We start from the raw sequence: 23,407 nt of genomic DNA, 5'->3' as shown, positions 1-23,407 counted from the left end.
CCGGCCGTCGACATCGGTTGCAGGCGCGCTCCCCACTGTAATGTCAGGCCGCGGTTCTGCAGGACTTCAGGAATTTCGGCAGGTGCGCGTTCAGCGAACGGACCAGCGGCTCGACCGCGGCGCGCAAGGCCTCGTTCTCGGGATCGAACTTCCGCCAGCCGAAATAGTCGCCCTCGACGCTGATCGACGCCAGGTGCCGTATGATCGCGTGGCGGGTCGTATCGAGACTATCGGGGGATTGCCAGCGCGCCAGCCGCGCGGCTAGGCCGTCGAGCTCATCGGTATCGCGAACGTGCAGGAAGTGCTGCTGGGTCGCGTAGTACGGCTCGGTCGCGACCGAGCACAGCCCGGCCAGCGCGGCCTGGAAACCGATGGTGCCGGTAAAAGTCACCGACACCGCGCACTTCCCGATCAGCAGATTCGCCGGCACGTCATAGGGCACCAGCACCACGGACGGCAGCTTCGCTAGACGTTCGAACAGCTCGCGCTGCCGAAAACCGAACTGCAGCGGATGATCCTTGACGAAGATGCGGTAGCCGGCGCGGCCGAGCACCTCGCAATAGCGCACCACCACGTCGTCATGCGCGAGCATGCCTTGCGGCCCGAGCCAATAGTCCATCGAGGCCTCGGGGAAGAGCTGAAGCCCGAGGAGAACCCGCCGCTCCCGCGGCACGTCGACGAGCCGCTTGTCCCAGCCGTGATCGAGCAGGCCGAGCACGGCCACGTCGCGCATGCGCACCTTGTGCTTCAGCCGCTTTAGCGCGTCGAGATAGTGGCAGTTGTAGCGGTCGCGCTTGAGGAAGCGCCAGACGTTGAAGAAGGCACCGCGCAGCGTGTAGTAGCCAAAAATCCGCCAAAACTTCGCCAGCGAAAACCGCTTCGCGTCGCGGACATAGGTCGGCGCAAAATCTTCCCTGCAGAGCTGGCCGACCGCCGCATCGATGTCTTCCCTGGAGGGCTCGCGCAGCCAGACGGGCTTGCCGCGGCGCATCAGCATCACATGATCCGGGATGATAGACGTCGTCATCTCCAGAAAGTCGATGCCGCGCCGCCGTGCGATGCGCTCCATCACGTCCATGACATAGCGGTCGATGGTGAAGGTCATGACCAGATCGGGGCCGAGTTTGTTAAAAGCTTGCTCGATCGCCTGCGTCATGCCGCCGATCATCTTGAGCGCGAGATCGCGATCGATGCTCCTGAGCACGCGACAGCGCAGGATGATGTCAGCGCATCCGTCCGCGCCGAACCGGTCGAGCGCGGCGGCCGCCGCATCACCTTTGTCAGCAAAGCGATAAAAGTCGTCGACCAGCGAATAATCACCGTCGTCACGGAGATCGCTCAGCACGAGCGCGTCGGCGAACTCCATGCGCGAGGCCAGGTACTTCCACCAGGCCGTCGTACTGTGAATGGTGAAGAAGACGATCCGGGACATCAGCTCTTGTTCGTTGGCCCGGCGAGGAAAGGACTGCTCGGCAGGTTGATGCAACGCGTGTTCATGTCTTCGGCGACGGGAAGTGCAGCGCGCGGGCAGGCGCGGTACATCGGCAAGAGGTGCATCGGCGTCCACAGCGGACGGGCGCGAATGCCGTGGCCGTGCAGGGCTTCGAGGAGGCGGTCGCGCTCGGAGGCATATTCGCGATCGAGCACTAGCGTGTTGAGCCAGTAATTGCTCTTGGAACCCTTCGGCTCGCGATAGATGCGCGCCCAGGGGAAATCGCGGAAGGCATCGAGATAGCGCGCGGCGAGCACGCGCTTCGCCTCGACCATGTCTGCCAGCCGCTCCATCTGTGCACAGCCCAGCGCCGCGTTGATGTTGGGCAGGCGGTAGTTATAGGCGATCTCGTCATGCTCGAACGCCCAGGCGTGCGCCTTCTTCGCGGTTGAGGTGAAGTGACGAGCGTGGCGGGCGTGCGCCTCGTCGTCGGTCACGATCATGCCGCCGCCGCCTGTCGTGACGATCTTGTTGCCGTTGAAACTCAGCACCGCCGAGTGCCCGAACGTGCCGCAGCCCTTGCCGTTTAGGGTTGAGCCAAGCGACTCGGTCGCATCCTCCACGATCAACAGATCATAGCGCGCGGCGACCGCACCGAGCGCAGCCATGTCGACCGGGTGTCCAAAAATGTGCACGGGAACGACGGCGCGCAGGCGGCGGCCGGTGTGCTTGTTGACCCAGGCGCCGCTCTGCCGCACCGCGACCTGATCGAGATGCGCCTCCAGCGCGCGCGGATCGAGCCCGAGCGTATCCCAGGTCGAATCGACGAAATGCGGCACGGCGCCGGCATGGCTCACGGCATTGGCGGTGGCGACGAAGGTGATCGAGGGCAAAAGCACCTCGTCATTCGCTTCGACACCTTCGAGCACGAGCGCCGCATGCAGCGCGGCAGTGCCGTTGACGACCGCAACCGCATCACGCGAGCCGGTCGCTTCGGCCACCATCTTCTCGAAGCGGGTGACGTATTTGCCGGCCGACGACACCCAGTTGGTCTCGATGCAGTCGAGCACCAGCTCGCGCTCACGATTCCCGAGACGCGGTTCGTGCAGCTCGACCGGACGCTGCGCCGTCCCGAGCGCGGCATCGACAGCATCGAGCACCGGCTTGAGGTCAAGCACGGTGGGACGGTTCTGGCTCGCTTGCGTGGAGGACATGCTCATCTTGCTCACAACGTGTAGGCATTGACGCGATAGCGGGCCAAGTTCTCCGTTTTGGTGAACCAGGCGATGGTCTGTTCGAGACCCTTGCGCAGGCCGTCCACGCCGCCGAAGCGCGGCGACCAGCCGAGCAGCTTTTGCGCCTTGGCGTTGGACGCCCAGAGACGCTCGACCTCGCTGCGCTCGGGGCGCACGCGAACGTCGTCATGCTCGATCTCGATTTCCGCTTCCATCAGCTCGGCGATCAGCCGCGCGGTGTCGCCGATCGAGATCTCGAAGGCGCTGCCGATGTTGATGACCTCGCCGACGCCGGCCTTGGAATCGAGCGCCGCCAGGAAGCCGGCGACGGTATCGGCGACATAGCTGAAGTCGCGGGTCGGATGGATGCTACCGAGCTTGATCTTGCGCGCGCCGGCCGCGATCTGGGTGATGATGGTCGGGATCACCGCGCGGGCCGATTGCCGCGGGCCGTAGGTGTTGAACGGACGCACCACCGTCACCGGCGTGCCGAACGATCGCTCGAACGACAGCGCGAGCTGATCGGCGCCGATCTTGGTCGCGGAATAAGGCGACTGGCCGTGCACCGGGTGCTCCTCGGTGATCGGAACGAATTGCGCGGTGCCGTACACCTCGCTAGTGGAGGTGTGGATCACCTTCTCGACGCCGAGATCGCGCGCCGCCTGCAGCACGTTGAGCGTGCCGCGGATGTTGGCTTCGACATAGGTGTCGGGCGAATGATAGGAGTAGGGAATCGCGATCAACGCGGCGAGATGCAGGACGGCGTCGCACCCCTTCATCGCGGTGCGCACGCCGTTGGGGTCGCACACATTGCCGGCGAAGACGTCGAATTCCTTGCGGATGTCGGGCGGCGAGGAATCGAGCCAGCCGTGCGAGCCCGTGCTGTTGTAGTGCACGAAGGCGCGCACCTCGATATTGCCCCGGGCCAGCTCTTCCGCAAGGTGCGATCCGATGAAGCCGCCCGCCCCCGTCAAAAGTACTTTTCGCAAAGCTTCAGTTCCCCTCTCGGCCGGGCCACCCGACCTGGCATCCCGGCTTGTGACGGCCGCTTCTAACCACTCCGGCCGCTTGAGGCCAGTTCGAATGAGCCGCCGTCCCCTAACGGATCCGGAACCGTCGCGGGGAAATACAACTCGGGATGCCCTACAAGCCTTTGAAAAACTTGGAAATATCCCCGCCCGGCTGCCCCGCCATGCAAATTGCCCGAGCTGGATCAGACTGTCATCCTGGATGGGGTGTCCGGAAGCGACTGGATGCTGTTTGATGCCCTTTCTCATTGAGGCATTGGCCGAAGATGTTGCTAATCGCGCATGGGGCCTGACGTAGCCCCGTTCTCCACCGACACGATGTCGGTCCGCTCGTCCCGGAAGGCAGCGGCAGAGGCCTAGCCCCAATCTTGCCCATAACGGCGCCGCATCTCCGCGTACGCGCGCTCTTGCATCACGTGGCGAATCACCAAGTACACAATAAGCGCGGCTAGAATAGCCAAAAGACCGGCAAATAAATTGTTCGTCCAGTGCCAGCGGAGGTTCGAACCAATCACCGAGAGAAACATCGACAAGGTCGCGACTTTTCGCAGTAGCAACATTCCATTAGACTCCCTGCTGCCAAGAACCTAGCACCACCTCCGCGCATCAAGTCAGCAGACGTCGGCAACAATGCTAAGGTGGTCGAGCAAAAGTCCAATGTAAGGCTCGGCGTGGACTCTAACCGATGAAGATCAAGTTCCGCTAGCGTAAATCTACCTGGCCAAAGTCAAGATCTGCAACGCTAATCGTACAGAAAAAAGAGGCCGGCACGGCAACAATCAGAGGGGGTAAATATCAAGCCCCGTACTCGATGAGCTCTCAAATTCGGTTACTGACCTAGTGCGACGCGTTGATCAAGGGCCGCATTCCTATCGTCTCTCAATTTCAGGAACTGCGTCCTAAATTCGTTTATCTGTTCTTGTGACAACTGGCTCGCGCGTTCTGTGTAGGCCAGCAGTGGCGCTGACAAAGCCCCAACGACAACCAGTCCCAGAAGTAATTCGCGCAATGCACCTGGCACTTGGTTCCATATCTCCGCAAAAACGGCAGTCAAAGGAGCCCCCAATTCGACTTAGAAAGAAGTTAGTAGTTGATAAAGGTTAACGAACCGTAAAAGGCTAGACTTTGCTCGACCATGGAAGCCCTTATCATGCTACCAGCTATTTTGTTGGCAAGATCAAGGAAATTTCTTGAATCACGAATTGACGCGCTCTCGGTACGATAGTCGATGAAGTTAGCTCGAGAGCGCCCCGCAATAATGCTTTCATCCCGTTATACAGGCGCGTCGCGCGGTGGCCGCGGGCGATCGCGGGTCTGACAAGAGCATAAAGAAAACCGGCGGCACGATTAGAATGACCGGGGCTTCAGGCAGCAATTTGCCGATCTTCGTCATATCTATGAGGAGAATGACATCGAAGACTTCAAATAAGATGGAAGTGGTCCATCGGATCGACAAACCGAGCCGCTGGACCGGTATCGGCATGTTCGATTATCTCGACCGATTTCAGGACAGACATCTCAATGCTCTTTACGATCGCATCCTGCACCGCGTTAAACAACGACATGAAATCCCCAGACGCGGGCTCGACCCTGCTGATCATACCTCCTCCTTCCAGGAGCACTGATCGAAAAGCGAAATTGTCGCCCACCGCTCCTTGACCGGTAGTGGCTGCGGCGATCGTCCCGTCTCCATTCAGATCCTGATGGAGAACGGATTCATACGATTGCAGCGTCGGACTCGAGCTTGAGACAACGGAGGTAAGGCTGGAGACGTAATTTCCGTTGCTATCGGTACTCCACACCACGTACTGGTCGGCGCTGCCGTTTTTCCAAACGACGTCGTAGCCAGATCCTGTCTGCTCCGCACCGATCGGTACATAAGACCCACACTGTCCAACGGTGATCGCCGCGCCACCGGACTTGAGCGAGGGGCCGGCGCCACCCGTGTAGAGGTAATAATTGGACCCAATCTGCGAAAGCGTGGTGGAACCCGCCGACTCGATCGCGGTGGTGGTCGGCGCTGCACCAACCGTCCCGTCCCCATTCAGATCCTGATGGAGAACGGCTTCATACGATTGTAGTGTCGCACTCGTGCCTGAAACAACGGAGGTAAGGCTGGAGACGTAATTTCCATTGCTATCGGTACTCCACACCACGTACTGGTCGGCGCTGCCGTTCTTCCAAACGACGTCGTAGCCGGCCACCGTCTGCTCCGCACCGATCGGCGCATAAGACCCGCACTGTCCGACCGTGATCGCCACACCGCCAGACTTGAGCGAGAGGCCGATGCCGCCCGTATAGAGATAATAGTTGGATCCAACCTGCGAAAGCGTGGTTGAGCCTGCCGACTCGATCGCGGTGGTGGTTGCCGTTACACCAACGGTCCCGTCGCCATTCAGATCCTGATAGAGAACGGCTTCATACGATTGTAGTGTCGCACTCGTGCCTGAAACAACGGAGGTAAGGCTGGAGACGTAATTCCCATTGCTATCGGTACTCCATACCACGTACTGGTCGGTGCTGCTGTGTTTCCAAACGACCTCGTAGCCAGATCCTGTCTGCTCCGCCCCGATCGGTACATAAGACCCGCACTGTCCAACCGCGATCGCAGCACCTCCAGATTTGAGAGTTGGGCCAGTGCCGGTCGAAATAGATTCCAGATAGTAATAACCTCCCCATTGCACGAGTTCGACGGAGCCAGAAGCTTCGATCGCGACCGGCGGGCTAGAAAGCGTGGCACTCGATACCGTGCCATCGGCGAACTGGAAAAATTCCACACTCGACACGGTATCGGTGCCGTCGGGCGTGCCGGAACGCAGATCGACCAGCGTGAAAACCTGAGTAGTCGAGTTGTAGCTGATTCCGTAATTCGCCTTGGTGCCAGAGTAAACCGCGGTATCGGTGCCGGAGCCGCCGACGATGGCGTCGTTGCCGCCGCCGCCCGTAAAGGTGTCGCCGCCGCCGGCGCCGTTGAGGGCGTTCGCGATCGCGTTGCCGATGATTGTGTCGTTGCCCGAGCCCCCGGTCGCGTTGTCGATGTAGGAGCGCGCGTCGCCGTTGTAGAGATAGGCGTTGTAGACGTTGCCCGAGGCGTAATGGCCGTTGCCGAGATTGGCGAGCTGCGTCGCAGAGAACAGCGATGACGCACCGGGATTGAGGTTGATGCTCAGGTTCGTCGTGTAGTTCGACAGGTCGTAAGTATCGACGCCGCCGCCGTCCCACACCGTCTCGTAGATGCGGTTGGCCGAGCCGCCGACGCCGCCGCCCGGGGCGAGCTGGCCGACGCCGTTGATGAACTCTTGCCCCGTGGTCGGATTCCAGGTGTAGACGGTGTTGCTGCTCTGGGTCGCGTAGTCTGCACCGTACATGGTCTGGAACGCGAGGATATCGTTGGCCATGTAGGTCTGCGAATATCCGTACGCTTCGTTGGTGTAGCCGCCTGTCGTCGAGGCGCCGACATAGCTGCGATAGCTCATGACGGTGTATTCGCTGTCGTCATGCGCGCTCGGCACCGCGACGTTGGCGGGGCCGCCGGCCTCCTGGCTGTGCTTGAGGCCGAAGGCGTGGCCGAGCTCGTGCAGCGCGGTGGTGAAGTAGTAGTTGCCGAGCTTGGCCAGCGAGAAATTGTATTGCGTGCCGAACCAAATGTCGCCGCCCGACGCATAATTGCCCGGGTAGTAGGCGTAGGCAGTCGGATTGGCGGCCGGCGACTGCGCGACCATGATGTCGGCGCCATTCGTGCCCGCATATTGGATGTCGGCGTTGGTGTAGCTCAGAATGAGCCCGACCGCGTAATTGATCGCCGCCTGGATCTGCGTCGGCACGGATGCGAAGCCCGACGTGGTCGGCTCGCTGTTGCCGCCGCTGTAGGGACTGGAATAGTCGCTCGGCGCGTCAGGAAAGCTGTAGGTGATCGTGCCCGACCATTTGACGCCCGACAGCAGGCCGTCGATCTCGGCGTTGTTGGCGGCACTTACGTTAACAGCGGTAGCCAATTCACTCTCCAAAGCAACGCGTCGTGTGATTCGCCGCGGGGGCACATGATTTTAGCTAGAGAGTTAAACGTTTGGTTTAAATGGGGCAACGGCGTTTGCGCTGCTCCCATAAGGCTGTGTTAGCCATTAAATACCGTAGTCATACGGAACGCGAGTATAGAGTTTCGTTCCCGGAACGCCGGTAATTTGCAGGGTTTCATGCAACGCACACTCCCGGCCGGCCTGTTTGGCGCCTTCATTGCGCTTGCTGGACTGTCCCATCAACGTCTCGAAGGACTGCCTGTGATGGTGGAGAAGGCCAAGGCGGACAACAGCGGCACGGCGCCGCGCGCGCCCTCGATGCCGATGGCCCGGGATCCCGCCGCCGCTGTCGCAGAGGAATACAAAGCCGCCCGCCGGAAGGGAACGCGGCAGGCACTCGAGCTCTTCATCGCGCGACACGGCAATGATCCCCTGGCCGAGCAGGCGCGCGCCAAATTGAAGCGCTTGCCGCGCTGAACATATCTGTCATTTCCTGACCCGCGGCGAAACGTGGGCCGCGCAATCCTTGTGCCCCTCGCCTGTTTTGGTTGAAAAGGGCACAGACCACTAAGCACGGTTGTCCATCGGCTGGGACTGCATGCCATCTGGCATCCCATCAAGATCGCCTTTCGAGCCGACGGAAATACCGCGTTTAATAGCCGCTGCCGCACCACAAACCCCGATCGCTGCGGCCGCGCTCCTTGAGACCACACCTGCATGGATCTGGCTGTGATTGCTCAAGATCTCAAACCACACCACAGGGATCAGCGCTGGCCAGGCCAACGTAAAGCTCGGTCGCGGCAATCGCACCCGCAAATAGATCAGGGCAGGCACGACAATCACCATTCCCCAACTCAAGAATACTTCCTTGACGACCTTGGTCGTCGCGGCAAGTGGAACGTGCCAGACTTTGACGTCGTCGCCGGCAATTCTAAACAACGCAGTATCGATGACGTCGGTCTTGATGTCGAAAGATGGCTCGACGAGATAAGCGACGACCCATTTGGCTATCCATGTGTATCCATATGCTGCAAACCATGCCCCCACACAGACAATGGCGATCGGCGCTCCCCGGCCTCCTGCGACCAGAAAGAAGGCGATGAGCATCGGCATCCAAGGCGGGTTCACTAAGAAGTCTACAAAATTGAAGATTGAGCCGAAAACCGCCGCCAAGAGAACCATTACTAAATCCGGCGCTCCCTTTCGGACTGCCGTCACAAAAACGCTTGTACCACCAAGAATAAGGGCCGTGCTGACAGTGTGAGGCGTAACTTGCCAAAGCCGAACAAAATCGGTCATAAACAACACCGGCGCGCACAACCAAATTGTCGGAACTCTTCCGATCAGCTTGGCCGCCTCAATGCAAAAGAGCGCGGCTATTGAGATCAGTACCACTAAATTTGCGAGCTTGAGCGTCAGAATTGGCAGAGCCGACGCCAGCGGTGCGCTATAAACTCGATATCCATGCCAGTAACGGGCATATCGAATCCAGGTAACTGAAGCTGGATTGGCCGCCGCATCCTTCAGAGCGTCACACGTGTGCGGGCCCGAGATAGGACGCGTGGCCATGATGCCCGCGGCGGTGGCGCGGCCCCCAGGCTCCAAACCTATGCCCAGCGAAATACAGTCTGTAAAGCGGTCGCCACCAGTTATCCAAAAATGCTTAGAGTGAAAGCTCGTTTCGAGAATTCCCCTGTCGAACGCCTGTCGGATATTTTCCCACGTGCGCTCGTGAGAAATCACCCGGTCCAAATTCGCCATAAGAAAAAAATAGATGGGTTGCAGAGCGGCGACCGCAACGCCGGTTAAGAATGCAGCCAGTAGATATCGTTTCAACACGGCCCCCAGCTCAAGTGCAGACACGCTATCATCCCATATTGTGATGATGCAACTTCGCTCCACTTCCCTATTGGTTAGCACAACAGAGGCATGGTCGTGCCGGGGCTTTGCAGCATGAGTACGGAATCTTGGAGTGATGCTGCCCGTTTAAAGACAAAACCGCGTACCAAATCTGCGCCCCAGGGAGCTATCGTCGTTTCAACCTTGTAAGCCGTTCGGCCATAATCGGCACCGCAAAGCAGATCCTCTTACATGCAGACACATTCGCCTACTCCGCGGCACCTTGTAAACCAAACTAGATGGGGACACACAGACACAAACAGAGTGCGGGCGAAGACAACCTGCCGGATTCGACTTTGCGTCGGCCAGAATAGCGATCCTCACGCCGCCTGATCATCGGGAGAACAAAGCGATTTGGGACCACACTAGCGGGGAGCCCCAGCCAATCAATGAACTAGCTCGTTGGGAGTACTGCCACAACGGCTGAGTTGAATGAGGTCAATTGCCATTTCTCCGTACGATCCACTCGAATTGGTATGTGGCATCGGCTTCCGAAGCCCCTTTCCACGAGCAACCCGCTGTCCGTTCTGGAAGTAGTGGCGCTGCCCTGATCGACAGACGCCGCCCCATTCACTGACCAATCGGGGCACCTAGCGCCGCTTGGTTTGGCGGACAACTTCAAGTATTCTCGTGGAATGAACTGGATCGGCCTCGTCGCTGCTTTGGCCCTGGCTACCCTCGTTTTCGGGATCGTATCCGATTTCCAGATGACGCCCTGCCGCGCCGGCTCGCTGTATGCGGTTGTAGGAGCCTGCTCGCCCGATCGGCAGGCTCCCGCAACCTAATCGTTTGCAAAGCGATAAATGCGACCAGGCTAGATGGTCAAAGCTGTTCTGGTCAGGCCGCGGTCGTCTTGTTTCAGAGCAAGCGGATCGGCCCTCAAAGTCTAGGGACCGGCCCACCTTAGCATCCCGTGATCGACAATCATCGACGCTGCCGCTGCGACGTCCTTCTGCGTTCATTGCGAACCAACGCCCGCAGGGACTTTGCCGCTCTTCTGTCAGCCGATATGATAGGTTAGCAATTCTCCCCGGAGCCTTTCACGATGCCCTTCCCGCATGCCTCGGAAGCCCTGTCGCGCTTCACCGTGCTCGATCTGACCCGTGTCCGCTCGGGGCCGACCTGCGTGCGGCAGCTCGCCGACTGGGGCGCCAACGTCATCAAGATCGATGCGCTGATCGATGATGCCGCGGGCGAGCAGCCGGGCGGGCCGCGGCGTGGTTCCGACTTCCAGAATTTGCACCGCAACAAGCGGGCGATGGCGCTGAACCTGAAGGACGAGCGCGGGCTCGCGGTGTTCAAGCGCCTCGCCGCCAAGGCCGACGTCGTGGTCGAGAATTTCCGGCCTGATGTGAAGAAGAAGCTCGGCATCGACTACGACAGCCTCGCCGCGGTCAACCCGCGCATCGTCTATGGCAGCATCTCCGGCTTCGGCCAGGACGGCCCCTACCACACGCGGCCGGGCTTCGATCAGATCGCGCAGGGCATGGGCGGGCTGATGTCGATCACCGGGGCGCAGGGCGGAGGACCTATGCGAGTCGGCATTCCCGTCGCCGACCTCACCGCGGGCCTGTTCTGCGCCATGGGCATCCTCACCGCGCTGCTCGAGCGCGAGGTCTCGGGCAAGGGCCAGTGGGTGCAGACCTCGCTGCTGCAGGCCCAGATCTTCATGCTCGACTTCCAGGCCGCCCGCTGGCTGATGGAGAAGGAGGTCGCCAGGCAGGCCGGCAACAACCATCCGACCAGCATCCCGACCGGCGTGTTCAAGACCTCGGACGGCTACATCAACATCGCCACCACGGGCGGGCGGATCTGGGAGCGCTGCGCGCAGGCGATCGGTGCACCGGAGCTCTATGCCCATCCCGACTATGCGACCGCCCCTGCCCGCTCCAAGAACCGCGACGCGCTCAACGCCGAGATCGAGAAGCGCACGGTGACGAAGTCGACCGAGACCTGGGTCCGCGAGCTCAACAAGGCCGGCGTGCCCTGCGGGCCGATCTATGCCATCGACCAGATGTTCGAGGACGTGCAGGTCAAGCATCTCGGCATCGCGCAGGACGTGCCGAACGACGAGGGCCGCCACATCCGCCTGGTCGGCCAGCCCGTGACGCTATCGCGGACACCGAGCAGGATGGTGGCGCGGCCGCCGGAATTCGGCGAGCAGACGAATGAAATTCTCGAAGAATCGGGCTTCAGCGAGGACGAGATCGCCAGATTGAGAGAAGCCCGCGTCCTCTAAGGCGCTCTCCCTTTTAGTTAGAATGTTGCAGGCATCGGAAATCCGACTTGCATGCGCGCTACTTGAGGCACAATGGAAAACAAGCTTAGTAGGGTCACCGTAGACGCAAAACAGGCCCGCATTGTACCAAATTGGCGACTCTGCCTAGCTCTACCGAGTTCGATGGCAGCGAGCGATTTCCTCGCCTGTATCACGGTAGCATCGCTGCCGTGGTCCACAACCATCACCTCAATCTTCAGCGCACTTTGGGCACTTAGTGTGTGTCCGCGAATACGTATTAAAGAGTTCGTCGACACACTTGTGCGCTCCAGAAGTGGCTTTGCCGCGGCGCTGTTTGCAGTCGCATTGGCAGGCACTCTGTGGGCAACTGACGTCTCCTGGGCGGCTCGACTGCGCGGCGTGAATCCCTCGGTCAAGTTTCTAATGATGCCGATTTTGATATACCACTTTCAGAAATCATCGCGCGCGATTTGGATACTTTACGCATTCCTTTCCTCGTGCACCGTCCTGTTGATGTTGTCTTGGATCACAGCCGTTGTGCCAAGCCTCACTTCGATTGCAAATTTGCAGCCCGGGGTTCCTGTGAAGAACTATATTGATCAAAGCCAATCATTTGCTTTATGCGCTGTAGTACTGGCGTGGCCGATCCTTGAGCTGATTCGATCTCGCAAAATCAATCTGGCGCTGCTTCTACTCGCATTGTCGGTAGCATTTCTTGTGAATCTATCGTTCGTTGCACTCGCTCGGACAGCCTTAATATATGTGCCCATAATGCTCTTCCTTTTTGGGGCGTTCTATCTACCGCGCTCATTTTTTTACGGCGCGATTGCCTGTTTCGTTTTTCTGGCCGGGACTGCTTGGCTTGCCTCTTCCACTCTACGTGATCGGACGAACAGCATCCTGCTCGAATATTCGAAATACGGGGCTAGCAATGAGATAACCTCGGCAGGAATGCGGCTAGAGTATTGGCGCAAGTCTCTCATTTTCTTTCGAGAAGCTCCAGTCCTTGGGCATGGCACAGGATCAGTTCAGACGCTGTTCGATCGCGCCGCACACGGCCAAACAGGACTTGCAGCGCAGACGATCAGCAATCCACACAATCAAACTCTTAACGTCGCCGTGCAGTGGGGCTCTGTCGGATGCGTAATCTTGTATGCGATGTGGATTGGTCAGCTTACCTTTTTTGCCGGGTCAGGATTCTATCCGTGGCTTGGGTTCATTGTCGTCGTACAGAACATTGTGAGCTCCTTGTTCAACTCTCATTTATTCGATTTTGTACCAGGTTGGCTTTACGTAATCGGTGTTAGTCTCGCAGCAGGAATGATTTTGCAGCGAGTAGATGGGATTGCTCGGCATGATGGCGGCGGTGAGCGTTGAGGCCGTCAGGCAGTGGAGCATGGCATCGATGGTGCGACCTTGGGTATCTGTGGCGCCATGCAGTCCCTCAGCTAATGTGACTTCGGCTGGCGCCAATCCGAGACTGAGGAGTAGGCTCTGGCAGGCCAGAACAGCAGTACAGGCCACCGTCGTTATTTAGCGGACCTGCCCGATCGAGACCAGAACACCTTCAGGCTCCTGGAGCCTCATGCACAATCAGAGGGCATCCTCGCGCGGCTGCCGAACACGAATCTATGCGATCGACCAGATGTTCGAGGACGCCCAGGTCAAGCATCTCGGCGCCGCACAGGACGTGCCGAACGATGAAGGCCAGCACATCCTACCTGGTCGGCCAGCAGCTATACCCGGCGTTCAATCCGGCATAGAAGCATTCCAACTCCAGACCGGATCGACGACGGGGCCTTCTCGTAGGGTTTCGATGCCAGATCAGCGGCACAATTCCCATCACAACCTGCTTCATTGCAATGCCCGTGAAAGGAAAGAAATCTACGGGAAGCATAAGCGCCAAGCCCGGCCAGGCTGTCGCGCAACAGCAACATCTGGAAACAATCAGAAGGGGTCAGCGACCGGGCTGTGACGACACATTAGAACTAAGGTAATTTAGTTGCCTCGCCGTTTTGCCCGGCCGCCTTGCAGCCGACACGGCCAAGCAGGCCGTCGATCACTGGCCAGAACAGCAGCAGAATCGCCAAGGTTGTGATCGAGCCGACCAGGCCGTTCGACCAGAACACCTTCAAGGTGCCGCCGGAGCCGATCATCGACAGGCGGAAGGCATCCTCGGCACGGTTGCCGAGCACGAGCGCGAGGGTGAACGGCGCCAGCGGAATGCCGATCTTCTTGAAGACGTAGCCGACCACGCCGAAGCCGAGCATCAGCCAGATGTCGAACATCGCGTTCTGGATGGCATAGGCGCCGATCGCGCAGGACACCACGATCATCGGCGCTACCGCGGCGAACGGCACGCGCAGGATCGAGGCGAAGATCGGAACCGTCGTCAGCACCAGCACGAGGCCGACGACGTTGCCGAGATACATCGAGGCGATCAGCCCCCAGACGAAGTCCTTGTGCTCGACGAACAGCAGCGGCCCCGGATTGAGCCCCCACACCATCAATCCGCCGAGCAGAATCGCGGCGGTGCCCGAGCCGGGAATGCCGAGCGCCAACATCGGCAGCAGCGCCGAGGTGCCGGAGGCATGCGCCGCCGTCTCCGGCGCAAACACGCCCTCGATGCGTCCCTTGCCAAAACCCTCGGGCTCCTTGGCGAAGCGTTTTGCCAGATTGTAGCCCATGAAGGAGGCCGCGATCGCACCGCCCGGGGTGATGCCGAGCCAGCAGCCGATGAAGGAGGAGCGCAGCAGCGTCACCCAGTATTTCGGCAGGTCCTTCCAGACGCCGAGCACCACGCGCAGCGAGATGCTAGCTGCATGTCCGCGCAGCGCAAGGCGCTCCTCCATCGTCAGCAGGATCTCGCTGATGCCGAACAGGCCGATGACGGCAACCAGGAAGTTGATGCCGCGCAAGAGTTCCGGCGAGCCGAAGGTCATGCGCAGACTGCCGGAGACCGTATCCATGCCGATGCCGGCGAGCAGCAGCCCCAGCGACATCGAGATGACGGTCTTGTGCTTGGCCTCGCGCCCGAGGCCGACAAAGGAGCAGAAGGTCAGGAGATAGACCGCGAAGAACTCGGGCGGGCCGAATTTCAGCGCAAAGGACGAGATCATCGGCGCGAGGAAGGTGATCAGCAGCACCGCGACCAGCGAGCCGACGAAGGAGGAGGTGAACGCCGCGGTCAGCGCCTCCGCCGCCCTGCCCTGCTGCGCCATCGGATAGCCGTCGAAAGTGGTCGCGACCGACCAGGCTTCGCCCGGGATGTTGAACAGGATCGAGGTGATCGCGCCGCCGAACAAGGCGCCCCAATAGATGCAGGACAGCATCACGATGGCCGAGGTCGGGTCCATCGTGAAGGTGAGCGGCAACAGGATCGCAACGCCGTTGGGGCCGCCGAGCCCGGGCAGCACGCCGACGAAGATGCCGAGCACCAGCCCGACCATCATCAGCACGAGCGTCTTCCACGTCAGCAGGACGGCAAAGCCGTGGAGCAGGAGACCGAGAGCTTCCATCGCGCGGCGCCCCTAGCGGCCGAGGGCCGCTTCGAGCGGCCCCTTCGGCATGATGACGTCGAAGGCGACGTCGAAGGTGACGAACATGAGCGCCGTGAACGCGAACGCGGTGAGCAGCGACTTCCACAGCGCGATCTTTCCGACGAGCCGCATGAAGCCCGCGATCAGGAGAAAGCTCGCGACATAGAGGCCGAGGAACTGGGTCGCCAGGCAGAACAGCAGCGTCGGCACGAACACCGCCAGCACGCGGCGGCCTTGCGCGCGCGTGACAAAGGTCCCCGACGAGGCGCGCCGTGCCAGCAGCGCCGCGATCAGCCCGTAGAGGCTGCTGCCGGCAAGGATGACGGACAGATAGAACGGGAAATAGCCGGGCTCGGGCCCGGTCGCGTCCCAGGATGCGCCGGTGCGCCAATTGTCGTAGCCGAGCGTGACCGCGAGCGCGAGCAGCAGCAGGCAGACGACGATCTCGATCGTGCCGGACGAGACGACGGAAGGGGAATCGTCTTCGGGCGCGGTGGGATCCTCGACGACGATTTCGGTATCGGTTTGGGACATGCTGAAACAACAACGCTGTGGCCAATCCCCTCTCCCGGCTTGCGGGGCCGCGACGAGCTTCGCTCGCGCTGAGAGGGTTGGGGTGAGGGAAAGTCTCCGCGCAAACGGTGAAAGTCGGACTCGTGGAGAGTCCCCCCCCACCCGGATCGCATCTTCGATGCGATCCGACCTCTCCCCGCAAGCGGGGCGAGGTGAAGGAAACCGGCTACTTCGCGACGAAACCGGCTTCCGTCATCAGCGACTTGTTCAGCGCATCGTCTTCCTCGAGGAACTGCACCATGTCCTTGCCGGTGAGGAAGATCGGCTTCAGCGCCTGCTTTTCCATATACTCCTTGTACTCCGCCGTCTGCGTCACCTTGTGGAACAGATCGACGTAGAACGCCTGCTGCTCCGGCGTGACCTTGCCGGGCAGGAACATCGCGCGCAGCATCAGATATTGCACGTCGACGCCCTCCTCCTTGCAGGTCGGGATGTCGGCCCAGGACTGCGTGTCGGTCACCTTGGTGGTGTAGGAAATGCGCTCCCTGTCGAACACGCAGAGCGGCCGCACCTGGCCGGCGCGCCAGACTTCGAGATTTTCGGACGGGTTGTTGACGTTGGCCTCGGTGTGGTTGCCGACCAGCTGGGTTGCAGCCTCGCCGCCGGACTTGTAGGGCAGATAGGAGAATTTCGCGCCGGTCTTCTGCTCCAGGAACACGGTGAGCACGTGGTCCTCGCGCTTGGAGCCGGTGCCGCCCATCTTGAACGGCGCGCTCGCCGCCTTCGCCGCCGCGACGAAGTCCTTCACCGTCTTGGGGCCTGCGCTGTTGTCCCACAGCACGAACTGGTCCAGCGCGACCACGGAGACCGGCGTCAGATCGCGCCAGTTGAACGGGATCTTCGCCGACAGCGGCAGCATGTAGATCAACGAATAGGCGATCAGCACCTTGTTGGGATCGCCCTCGCTGGACTTCATGTACATCAGCGCTTCCGCACCCGAGGCGCCGCCCTTGAGCGAGACCACCATCGGCTGCTTCATCAGATTGTTCTTCTGGATCGCGGCCTGCATCATCCGCGCCATCTGGTCGGAGGCGCCACCCGCGCCCGCCGCCACCACGATCTCCACCGGTTTCGTCGGCTCCCAGCCCGCAACTGCCGGCGTACCACAAACCGCCATTGCGAGCGCAATTGCGGCCTTCATTCCATGTCCCACGTGCGTCTTCCCTATCTTCTTGTTTGCATTGGAAATTCGGCGATGAATTCAGGCCCATTGTGCTGGCGAATCCAGCCGAGTTCAAGCTATCCAAAGTCATCCCCCTTATGACTTTGGAATGAGACAAGTCTCGCGGGATAGGAGCTACAAAGAGCCCGTTGGTCCTTTGGACGAGCGAAAAAGATCAGTGGCCCGGCCTCAGGCTTGACTTATCAAGCCTCCGACGTTTTCTGAGTTAGCGAAATGTATTTTGAAGTGCTGACGTGATGCCGCGCCTGCTCTACATCAACGAGAAATTTGGCCACGACGCAACGATCATCCTCGACAGCGGGGACGCCTGTTGGGTCTCCGTTGGCAGCCGGGGCGTCTTGGTACGCTCCCACAAGCACAGCTTCTGGGGTGGATTGTTGGGAAGCCTGCTTGGTCTGAAGCTCTATCGGGAGCGGGATGTCTACCGCGCACTCAGTGTGGCTCAAGCCCTCGCCGCGACGTTTCGGCCGGTTCCACAAATTCAGTGCCGAGACGTGATCCTCAAGGCATTCTGCACAGCGGTCTGGCACAGCTCTTCACCCGCACGCGTTAAGGACGTTCTGAATGACCCGGCTTTGCTCGAAGGGTAACATTGCTAGCTGCAAGCACGGCTCCTAACGGGCATATTTGCTTCGTCTGTGCTTGCAATTTTGTTTTCCAACCCTATTCCTGAAAATATGAGTACCAGTAGAAAACTGAGTTTGAACCCCGGCCACGCGCGGAAGAGAACGCGGTGGAAAGTGAAGTGGGGAGTTCCCGCCCGAGCCGCTGGCGGCACAGCTAGAGCTGCCGCGCTATCCGGTGACGAGCGACGCGAAATTGCGCGGAAGGCCGCCAAGGCCCGTTGGGCGAGACACTTGCCGCGGGCGACGCATGAAGGCGTCATCCGGTTTGGCGGCATCGAGATTGAGGTTGCCGTTCTCGATGACGGACGGCGCCTGGTGACCCAGAGTGGCTTCATGGTGGGCCTAGGTCGCATTCGCCCCCCCAAGGGACGTCAGTATTACAGGAGCGGCGCCAATCTCCCTGCTTTTTTGACAGTCCAGAACCTAAAGCCGTTTATCGGCGAAGAGTTGATTCGGGTCGCTAACCAGATCGAATTCCGTACCAAACAGGGCCTCAAGGCGTTCGGGTACGCGGCCGACTTCCTGTCGGAGGTCTGCGATGTCTTTGCGCGCGCCCAACGAGCCGGAGTCTTAAAGACAACCCAACGCAATATTGCTCACCGCGCCGGAATTATCGCCGAGCACCTCGAAGGCTCAGGTGCGATGCGCATCATCGACGAAGCTACGGGCTATCACGAAACACGCGAAGCGTAGACGCGCGAGGAGCATGTGTAACGCCGGCCATTTGAGAACCTTAGGGGCAGAGACTAGCGAAGTGCGCTTGATCACTGACCAGGTCAGCGCGTGTACCATGAGCAAGTCTCCAACGGAGTCGCATTGACCGCTTGTGATAGGTCAAGCCAAGATCGGAACATCAGACATGCCAAAGCGATCGCAGCAGCGCGGCTCTGAGCAGAGAGCGAATGTAAGGGTGACTACATTCGATGCTGCGGACTATCTGAAGACGCCGACAGCGATTGCCGCTTATCTGACTGAAGCCTTCGAGACGAATGACCACGCTTACATTTGTAACGCACTCGACACCGCAGCGCGCGCCAAGGGGATGGGTGACATCTCGATAGCGGCCGGCCTCTCTCGTGAGAGTCTCTACAAGACGTTCAAAGCGACCGCAAAACCTGAATTCGAGACGGTCCGAAAGCTCATGAACTCGATCGGCGTCAAATTGGTTGCCAAGCCAATCGATGATCAGCAGGTGAGCTCGACCGGGCCGTCTTTTTCCCCGCATGCCGCTGGCCGGAGACGCCCAGGATCACGCTGACGCGGCCGCGTGCGCGCATCTCCAACCTGAATTGAATTCGCGCAGGCTGAAGTTTGATTTCGCGTTAGCTCGTCGCAACTATGCCTTTGACAGGGCGCAGGTCGGACTGAGGCAGGGCTACTTGCCCTTCCAGACCGGCGCCCGCTTGTTGAGAAAGGCGTCCATGCCCTCGCGGAAATCTTCGCTCATATAGGCTTTCAGGATCAGGTCCTCGCCTTCCTCGCGCGACAGCGTGCGGCGGATGCGGCGCACGGCTTCCTTGGTCGCCTCCAGCGTCAGCGGCGCGTGGCTGGCGACGAGCTTTGCAGTCTCGTCGGCACGGCGCTGCAGCGTCTCCACGTCAGGCACGACCTCATTGAGCAGGCCGAGCGCCAGAGCCTCCGGCGCCTCGACCAGGCGCGCCTTGAAGATCAGGTCCTTGGTGCGGGCGGGACCGACCAGCGCAACGACGCGGCTGATATTCGACATCGACAGACAATTGCCGAGCGTGCGCGCGATCGGAAAACCGATCCGCGTCGTCTCGGTGCCGATGCGAAGATCGCAGCAGGCCGCGATGCCCGCGCCGCCGCCGGTGCAGGCGCCGGCGATCGCCGCGATCACCGGCACGCGGCACTGCTCCAGCGTGCCGAGCACGCGGTCGATGCGCGCCTCGTAGTCGAGCGCATCCTGCGCGGTCTTGAAGGCGCGGAATTGCGAGATGTCCGTGCCGGAAGCGAACGCCTTGTCGCCCGCGCCGGTCAGGATCAGCGCCTTGATCGAACGGTCGGCGTTGATCTCCTCGCAGATCTCCGCCATGCGGTCATACATGGCGAAGGTCATGGCGTTGCGCGCCTGCGGGCGGTTGAAGGTGATCCGCGCGATGCCGTCCGTGACGGAGTAGAGCAGGTCTTCGTTGGTCGTCGTCGGTGCGTTCATCGCGCTTCACTTTCTTCACTAGTTCAGTCAGGCTGCCTTTAGGCAACCTGAGCCTTGGTCATCGGCACCACGTCGCGTCCCTTCAGGACGTCCATGGCCGCAAGCACGCCGCCGCTTCGGTGCGGGATCTTTGCAAGGTCGAGGCCCATCTCGACGCCTGCGAGCGTGCCCATCAGCATCAGATCGTTGAAATGGCCGATATGGCCGATGCGGAACACCTTGCCCTTCACCTTGTTCAGGCCGGTGCCGAGCGACATGTCGAAGTTTTCCAGCACAACCTTGCGGAAGGCGTCGGCATCAAAGCCCTCGGGCACGCGAACGCCGGTCAGCGCCGGAGAATGCGCGGCGGGATCGGCACATTGCGTCTCCAGGCCCCAAACCTTGACCGCAGCGCGCGTCGCGGCGCTGTGGCGCTTGTGGCGGGTCCAGACGTTCTCCAGCCCCTCCTCCTCCAGCATCTTCACCGCCTCGCGCAGGCCGTAGAGCAGGTTCGTCGCTGGCGTGTAGGGGAAGGTACCGAGCTTGTTGAAGCTGATGACCTCCTGCCAGTCCCAGTACGAGCGCATGCCCGGATTGGCCTTGGCGACCGCGAGTGCCTTCTCCGAGACGGCGTTGAAGCCGAGGCCCGGCGGCAGCATCAGGCCCTTCTGCGAGCCGGCGACCGAAACGTCGATGCCCCAGGCATCGTGCTCATATTCCATCGAGCCGAGGCCGGAGATGGTGTCGACCATCAACAGCGCCGGATGTTTGACACGGTCGAGGATCTTGCGCACCTCCAAGGGAGGAGTCACGCAGCCGGTCGAGGTCTCGTTGTGCACGACGCAGACCGCCTTGATCGCGTGCTGCTTGTCGGCGGCAAGGCGCTTCTCGATCTCGGCGAGGTCGGCGCCATGGCGCCAGTCGCTCGGGATGAAGTCGACGTCGAGCTTGAACTTGTCGGCAATGCCGCGCCAGAGCACGGCGAACTGGCCGGTCTCGCACATCAGGACCTTGTCGCCAGGCGCAAACACGTTGACCATCGCCGCTTCCCAGGCGCCGGTACCGGACGAGGGGAAGATGATCACGGGCTGCTTGGTGCGGAACACGCGCTGCATCGCGGCAAGCACGGCAAAGCCGAGCTCGGCGAACTCCGGACCGCGATGGTCCAAAGTCGGCATGTCCATCGCCCGCAGCACCCGATCGGGCACATTGGTCGGTCCTGGAATCTGTAGGAAATGCCTTCCAGTATGCACGGTCATCGGCGTCCTTCCCGGTCTTGCCTTGAATTTGATGGGCGCCGAATAGCACCATTTGACCGGCTTGTCCCCTCCTCCAAAGGGCCGTTCGGGGATGGCGGACCACCTTTAGGTGCCGACGATCTTCAGGTGCGGGCCGGCATTGCCCCGCGGGCGCTGCTCCAGCAGCTTCATGGCGACATCGACGCCGCCGGAGCGGTGCGGCACGCCGGCCACCGACAGGCCCATCTCGACACCGCTGAGCGCGCCGAGCAGCGTCAGCGCATTGCATTCGCCGAGATGGCCGATGCGGAAGACTTTTCCGGCAACTTTCGACAGGCCCGAGCCGAGCGACATGTTGTAATTGTCGAGCACGACTTTCCGGAACTGATCGGCATCATGCCCCGGCGGCATCAGCACCGCGGTCAGCACCGGCGAGAACTCCGAAGGCTCCTGGCAGAGCACTTCGAGGCCCCAATGATTGACGGCGGCCCGCGTCGCGGCGGCGAGCCGCTGATGCCGCGCAAAAACATTGTCGAGCCCCTCCTCGAGCAGCATCGCGATCGCCTCGCGCAGGCCGTAGAGCAGATTGGTCGCGGGTGTATAGGGGAAGAAGCCCTTGGCGTTGGGCTTGAGCATCTCCTCCCAGTCGAAATAGGAGCGCGGCATCTTGTTGGTCTTGGATGCAGCCAGCGCCTTCTCCGAGATCGCGTTGAAGCCGAGGCCGGGCGGCAGCATGAAACCCTTTTGCGAGCAGCTGACGCTGACGTCGACCTTCCACTCGTCATGACGATAGTCGACCGAGCCGAGCGAGGAGATGGTGTCGACCATCAAGAGCGCCGGATGCGACGCGCGGTCGATAGCGGCGCGGATCTCGGCGATGCGGCTGGTCGCGCCGGTCGAGGTCTCGTTGTGCACGACCATGACGGCCTTGATGGTGCGCGCGGTGTCCTCGGAGAGCTTGGCCTCGATCACCGCCGGATCGGCGCCGCGGCGCCAGTCGCCCGGGACGAAATCGACCTCGATGCCGAAGCGGCCGGCCATCTGCCGCCACATCGTGGCGAAGTGGCCGGTCTCGACCATCAGCACCTTGTCGCCTGGCGACAGCGTGTTGACGATCGCAGCCTCCCAGGCGCCGGTCCCTGACGAAGGGAAGATCACCACCGGCCCCTTGGTCTGAAAGATCTTCTGGCTGCCTTCGAGCACGGTCCGGCCGAGCTCGCCGAATTCGGCGCTGCGGTGGTCGATGACGGGCATGTCCATCGCGCGCAGGACGCGCTCGGGGACCGGGCTCGGGCCCGGAATCTGCAGGAAATGGCGTCCCTGAGACATGAAAAGCTCCCTTTCGGCGAGTTAAGGCCCACTCTATCGCCTATTTTGCATTCATTTTTTGTCCATTCAATCGAAATCTGGTATTCGATTGCGGAGCGTCGACGCGACCAATCCGGCAAACTACTGTGCTGCAGATGAAATCCACGATTCCCGACACCGGGGTTCCGATCACCCCGCCCGCCGGCACCGGCGATCGCCAGGAAAACCGTCACGAGGCCTCGCTGCATGGCGAGATCCTGCTGCGGCTGCGCGACTACGTGGTCGAAGGCAATATTCCCGAAGGCGCGCGCGTTCCCGAGCGGCAGCTCTGCCAGATGCTCGGCATCTCCCGCACGCCGTTGCGCGAGGCGCTCAAGGTGCTCGCCGCCGAGGGCCTGATCGAGCTACTACCCAACCGCGGCGCACGGGTGCGCCAGCTCAGCCAGCGCGACCTGGAAGAACTGTTCGACGTCATGGCGGGACTGGAAAGCCTGGCTGGGCGCCTCGCCTGCGAAGCCATCACGGATGCGGAAATCACGGCGATCGAGCAGCTGCATTACGAGATGTATGGCCATTATCTGCATCGCGACATGCACGGCTATTTCCAGGCCAACCAGCGCATCCACGAGAGCATTGTCGCGGCCGCGCGCAACGAGACGCTGAAGATTGCCTACGCCAATTTCGCCGGCCGGATCCGACGCGTCCGCTACTCCGCCAATTTCGCCCGCAAGCGGCAGCGCTGGGCGGAAGCCATGCGCGAGCACGAGGCCATCCTCGATGCACTGCGCCGGCGCGCCGGTAGCGAGCTCAGCGACATCCTGTTCCAGCATCTGCGCAACAAGCGGACGGCCGCGATCGAGCACCTGACCGAGCCCCAAGAGGGCGCGCCGGCGTCGCCTTGAAGGCGCCTGGCTTGCTCATTTTGCATTCACAATATAA

Annotated in this window: 18 protein-coding genes; 7 read left to right on the top strand and 11 right to left on the bottom strand. The window is 60.9% G+C overall.

All coding sequences use genetic code 11. The features are described 5' to 3' along the window. Positions 1-43: 43 nt before the first annotated feature. From ACNJYA_RS12970 to ACNJYA_RS12955, 4 genes are all read right to left on the bottom strand, one after another. Positions 44-1,432 (bottom strand): hypothetical protein, encoded by a 1,389-nt coding sequence (locus ACNJYA_RS12970; RefSeq protein WP_439403039.1) that lies wholly within the window; start codon positions 1,430-1,432, stop codon positions 44-46. Further along, a complete protein-coding gene (locus ACNJYA_RS12965; RefSeq protein WP_439403038.1) occupies positions 1,432-2,646 on the bottom strand; it encodes a LegC family aminotransferase in 1,215 nt (404 codons plus the stop codon). Before ACNJYA_RS12965 ends, ACNJYA_RS12970 begins: the two co-directional genes overlap by 1 nt. Before the next feature lie 11 nt (positions 2,647-2,657). Further along, on the bottom strand, positions 2,658-3,656 hold the full coding sequence (locus ACNJYA_RS12960; protein WP_439403037.1) for an NAD-dependent 4,6-dehydratase LegB: 999 nt from the start codon (positions 3,654-3,656) through the stop codon (positions 2,658-2,660). 1,460 nt (positions 3,657-5,116) lie between these two features. Next, positions 5,117-7,690: a M10 family metallopeptidase C-terminal domain-containing protein gene (locus ACNJYA_RS12955; protein ID WP_439403036.1), complete on the bottom strand. Its 2,574-nt coding sequence runs from the start codon at positions 7,688-7,690 to the stop codon at positions 5,117-5,119. Positions 7,691-7,888: 198 nt separating this feature from the next. On the opposite strand from ACNJYA_RS12955, the gene ACNJYA_RS12950 reads away from it, so the two are divergent. Next, on the top strand, positions 7,889-8,188 hold the full coding sequence (locus ACNJYA_RS12950) for a hypothetical protein (protein WP_439403035.1): 300 nt from the start codon (positions 7,889-7,891) through the stop codon (positions 8,186-8,188). A 90-nt stretch (positions 8,189-8,278) separates the two neighbouring features. Here the strand turns inward: ACNJYA_RS12950 and ACNJYA_RS12945 are convergent, their stop codons facing one another. Further along, positions 8,279-9,574 (bottom strand): hypothetical protein, encoded by a 1,296-nt coding sequence (locus ACNJYA_RS12945; protein WP_439403034.1) that lies wholly within the window; start codon positions 9,572-9,574, stop codon positions 8,279-8,281. Between the two features lie 1,081 nt (positions 9,575-10,655). Here ACNJYA_RS12945 and ACNJYA_RS12940 point away from each other — a divergent pair. Next, complete coding sequence (locus tag ACNJYA_RS12940) at positions 10,656-11,849, top strand: CaiB/BaiF CoA transferase family protein (protein ID WP_439403033.1); 1,194 nt, start codon at positions 10,656-10,658, stop codon at positions 11,847-11,849. Between the two features lie 72 nt (positions 11,850-11,921). After that, complete coding sequence (locus ACNJYA_RS12935) at positions 11,922-13,226, top strand: O-antigen ligase family protein (RefSeq protein ID WP_439403032.1); 1,305 nt, start codon at positions 11,922-11,924, stop codon at positions 13,224-13,226. A gap of 611 nt (positions 13,227-13,837) precedes the next feature. Here the strand turns inward: ACNJYA_RS12935 and ACNJYA_RS12930 are convergent. The 3 genes from ACNJYA_RS12930 to ACNJYA_RS12920 all read right to left on the bottom strand — a co-directional run bounded on the left by ACNJYA_RS12930 (position 13,838) and on the right by ACNJYA_RS12920 (position 17,102). Further along, entirely contained in the window at positions 13,838-15,367 is a 1,530-nt protein-coding gene (locus tag ACNJYA_RS12930) for a tripartite tricarboxylate transporter permease (RefSeq protein WP_439403031.1), read from the bottom strand. A 12-nt stretch (positions 15,368-15,379) separates the two neighbouring features. After that, positions 15,380-15,922, bottom strand: coding sequence for a tripartite tricarboxylate transporter TctB family protein (locus ACNJYA_RS12925; protein WP_439403030.1), 543 nt, complete (start codon positions 15,920-15,922; stop codon positions 15,380-15,382). A 205-nt stretch (positions 15,923-16,127) separates the two neighbouring features. Continuing rightward, positions 16,128-17,102 (bottom strand): Bug family tripartite tricarboxylate transporter substrate binding protein, encoded by a 975-nt coding sequence (locus tag ACNJYA_RS12920; protein ID WP_439403029.1) that lies wholly within the window; start codon positions 17,100-17,102, stop codon positions 16,128-16,130. A gap of 278 nt (positions 17,103-17,380) precedes the next feature. Between ACNJYA_RS12920 and ACNJYA_RS12915 the strand changes: the two genes are divergently transcribed. The 3 genes from ACNJYA_RS12915 (at position 17,381) to ACNJYA_RS12905 (ending at position 19,028) form a co-directional block, all read left to right on the top strand. After that, positions 17,381-17,734, top strand: a complete 354-nt coding sequence (locus ACNJYA_RS12915; RefSeq protein ID WP_274162037.1) for a hypothetical protein — start codon at positions 17,381-17,383, stop codon at positions 17,732-17,734. A 267-nt stretch (positions 17,735-18,001) separates the two neighbouring features. Then, a complete protein-coding gene (locus ACNJYA_RS12910; protein ID WP_172785395.1) occupies positions 18,002-18,463 on the top strand; it encodes a hypothetical protein in 462 nt (153 codons plus the stop codon). 217 nt (positions 18,464-18,680) lie between these two features. After that, positions 18,681-19,028, top strand: coding sequence for an addiction module antidote protein (locus ACNJYA_RS12905; RefSeq protein ID WP_257187446.1), 348 nt, complete (start codon positions 18,681-18,683; stop codon positions 19,026-19,028). A gap of 117 nt (positions 19,029-19,145) precedes the next feature. On the opposite strand, the gene ACNJYA_RS12900 is transcribed toward ACNJYA_RS12905, so the two are convergent. From ACNJYA_RS12900 to ACNJYA_RS12890, 3 genes are all read right to left on the bottom strand, one after another. Continuing rightward, positions 19,146-19,943, bottom strand: coding sequence for an enoyl-CoA hydratase/isomerase family protein (locus ACNJYA_RS12900; protein ID WP_439403028.1), 798 nt, complete (start codon positions 19,941-19,943; stop codon positions 19,146-19,148). 38 nt (positions 19,944-19,981) lie between these two features. Further along, positions 19,982-21,181, bottom strand: coding sequence for a pyridoxal-phosphate-dependent aminotransferase family protein (locus tag ACNJYA_RS12895; RefSeq protein WP_212255474.1), 1,200 nt, complete (start codon positions 21,179-21,181; stop codon positions 19,982-19,984). Between the two features lie 105 nt (positions 21,182-21,286). Beyond that, entirely contained in the window at positions 21,287-22,489 is a 1,203-nt protein-coding gene (locus tag ACNJYA_RS12890; protein ID WP_439403027.1) for a pyridoxal-phosphate-dependent aminotransferase family protein, read from the bottom strand. Between the two features lie 134 nt (positions 22,490-22,623). On the opposite strand from ACNJYA_RS12890, the gene ACNJYA_RS12885 reads away from it, so the two are divergent. Continuing rightward, positions 22,624-23,370 carry a GntR family transcriptional regulator gene (locus ACNJYA_RS12885; protein WP_212255471.1) on the top strand — a complete coding sequence of 249 codons (747 nt, stop codon included), beginning with the start codon at positions 22,624-22,626 and terminating at the stop codon, positions 23,368-23,370. Positions 23,371-23,407 lie beyond the last annotated feature (37 nt).

Source organism: Bradyrhizobium sp. BLXBL-01, assembly GCF_051853025.1.
Classification (GTDB): Bacteria; Pseudomonadota; Alphaproteobacteria; order Rhizobiales; family Xanthobacteraceae; genus Bradyrhizobium.
Note: the sequence above shows the minus strand (reverse complement) of the source record. Positions and strands in the feature narration are given on the sequence as shown.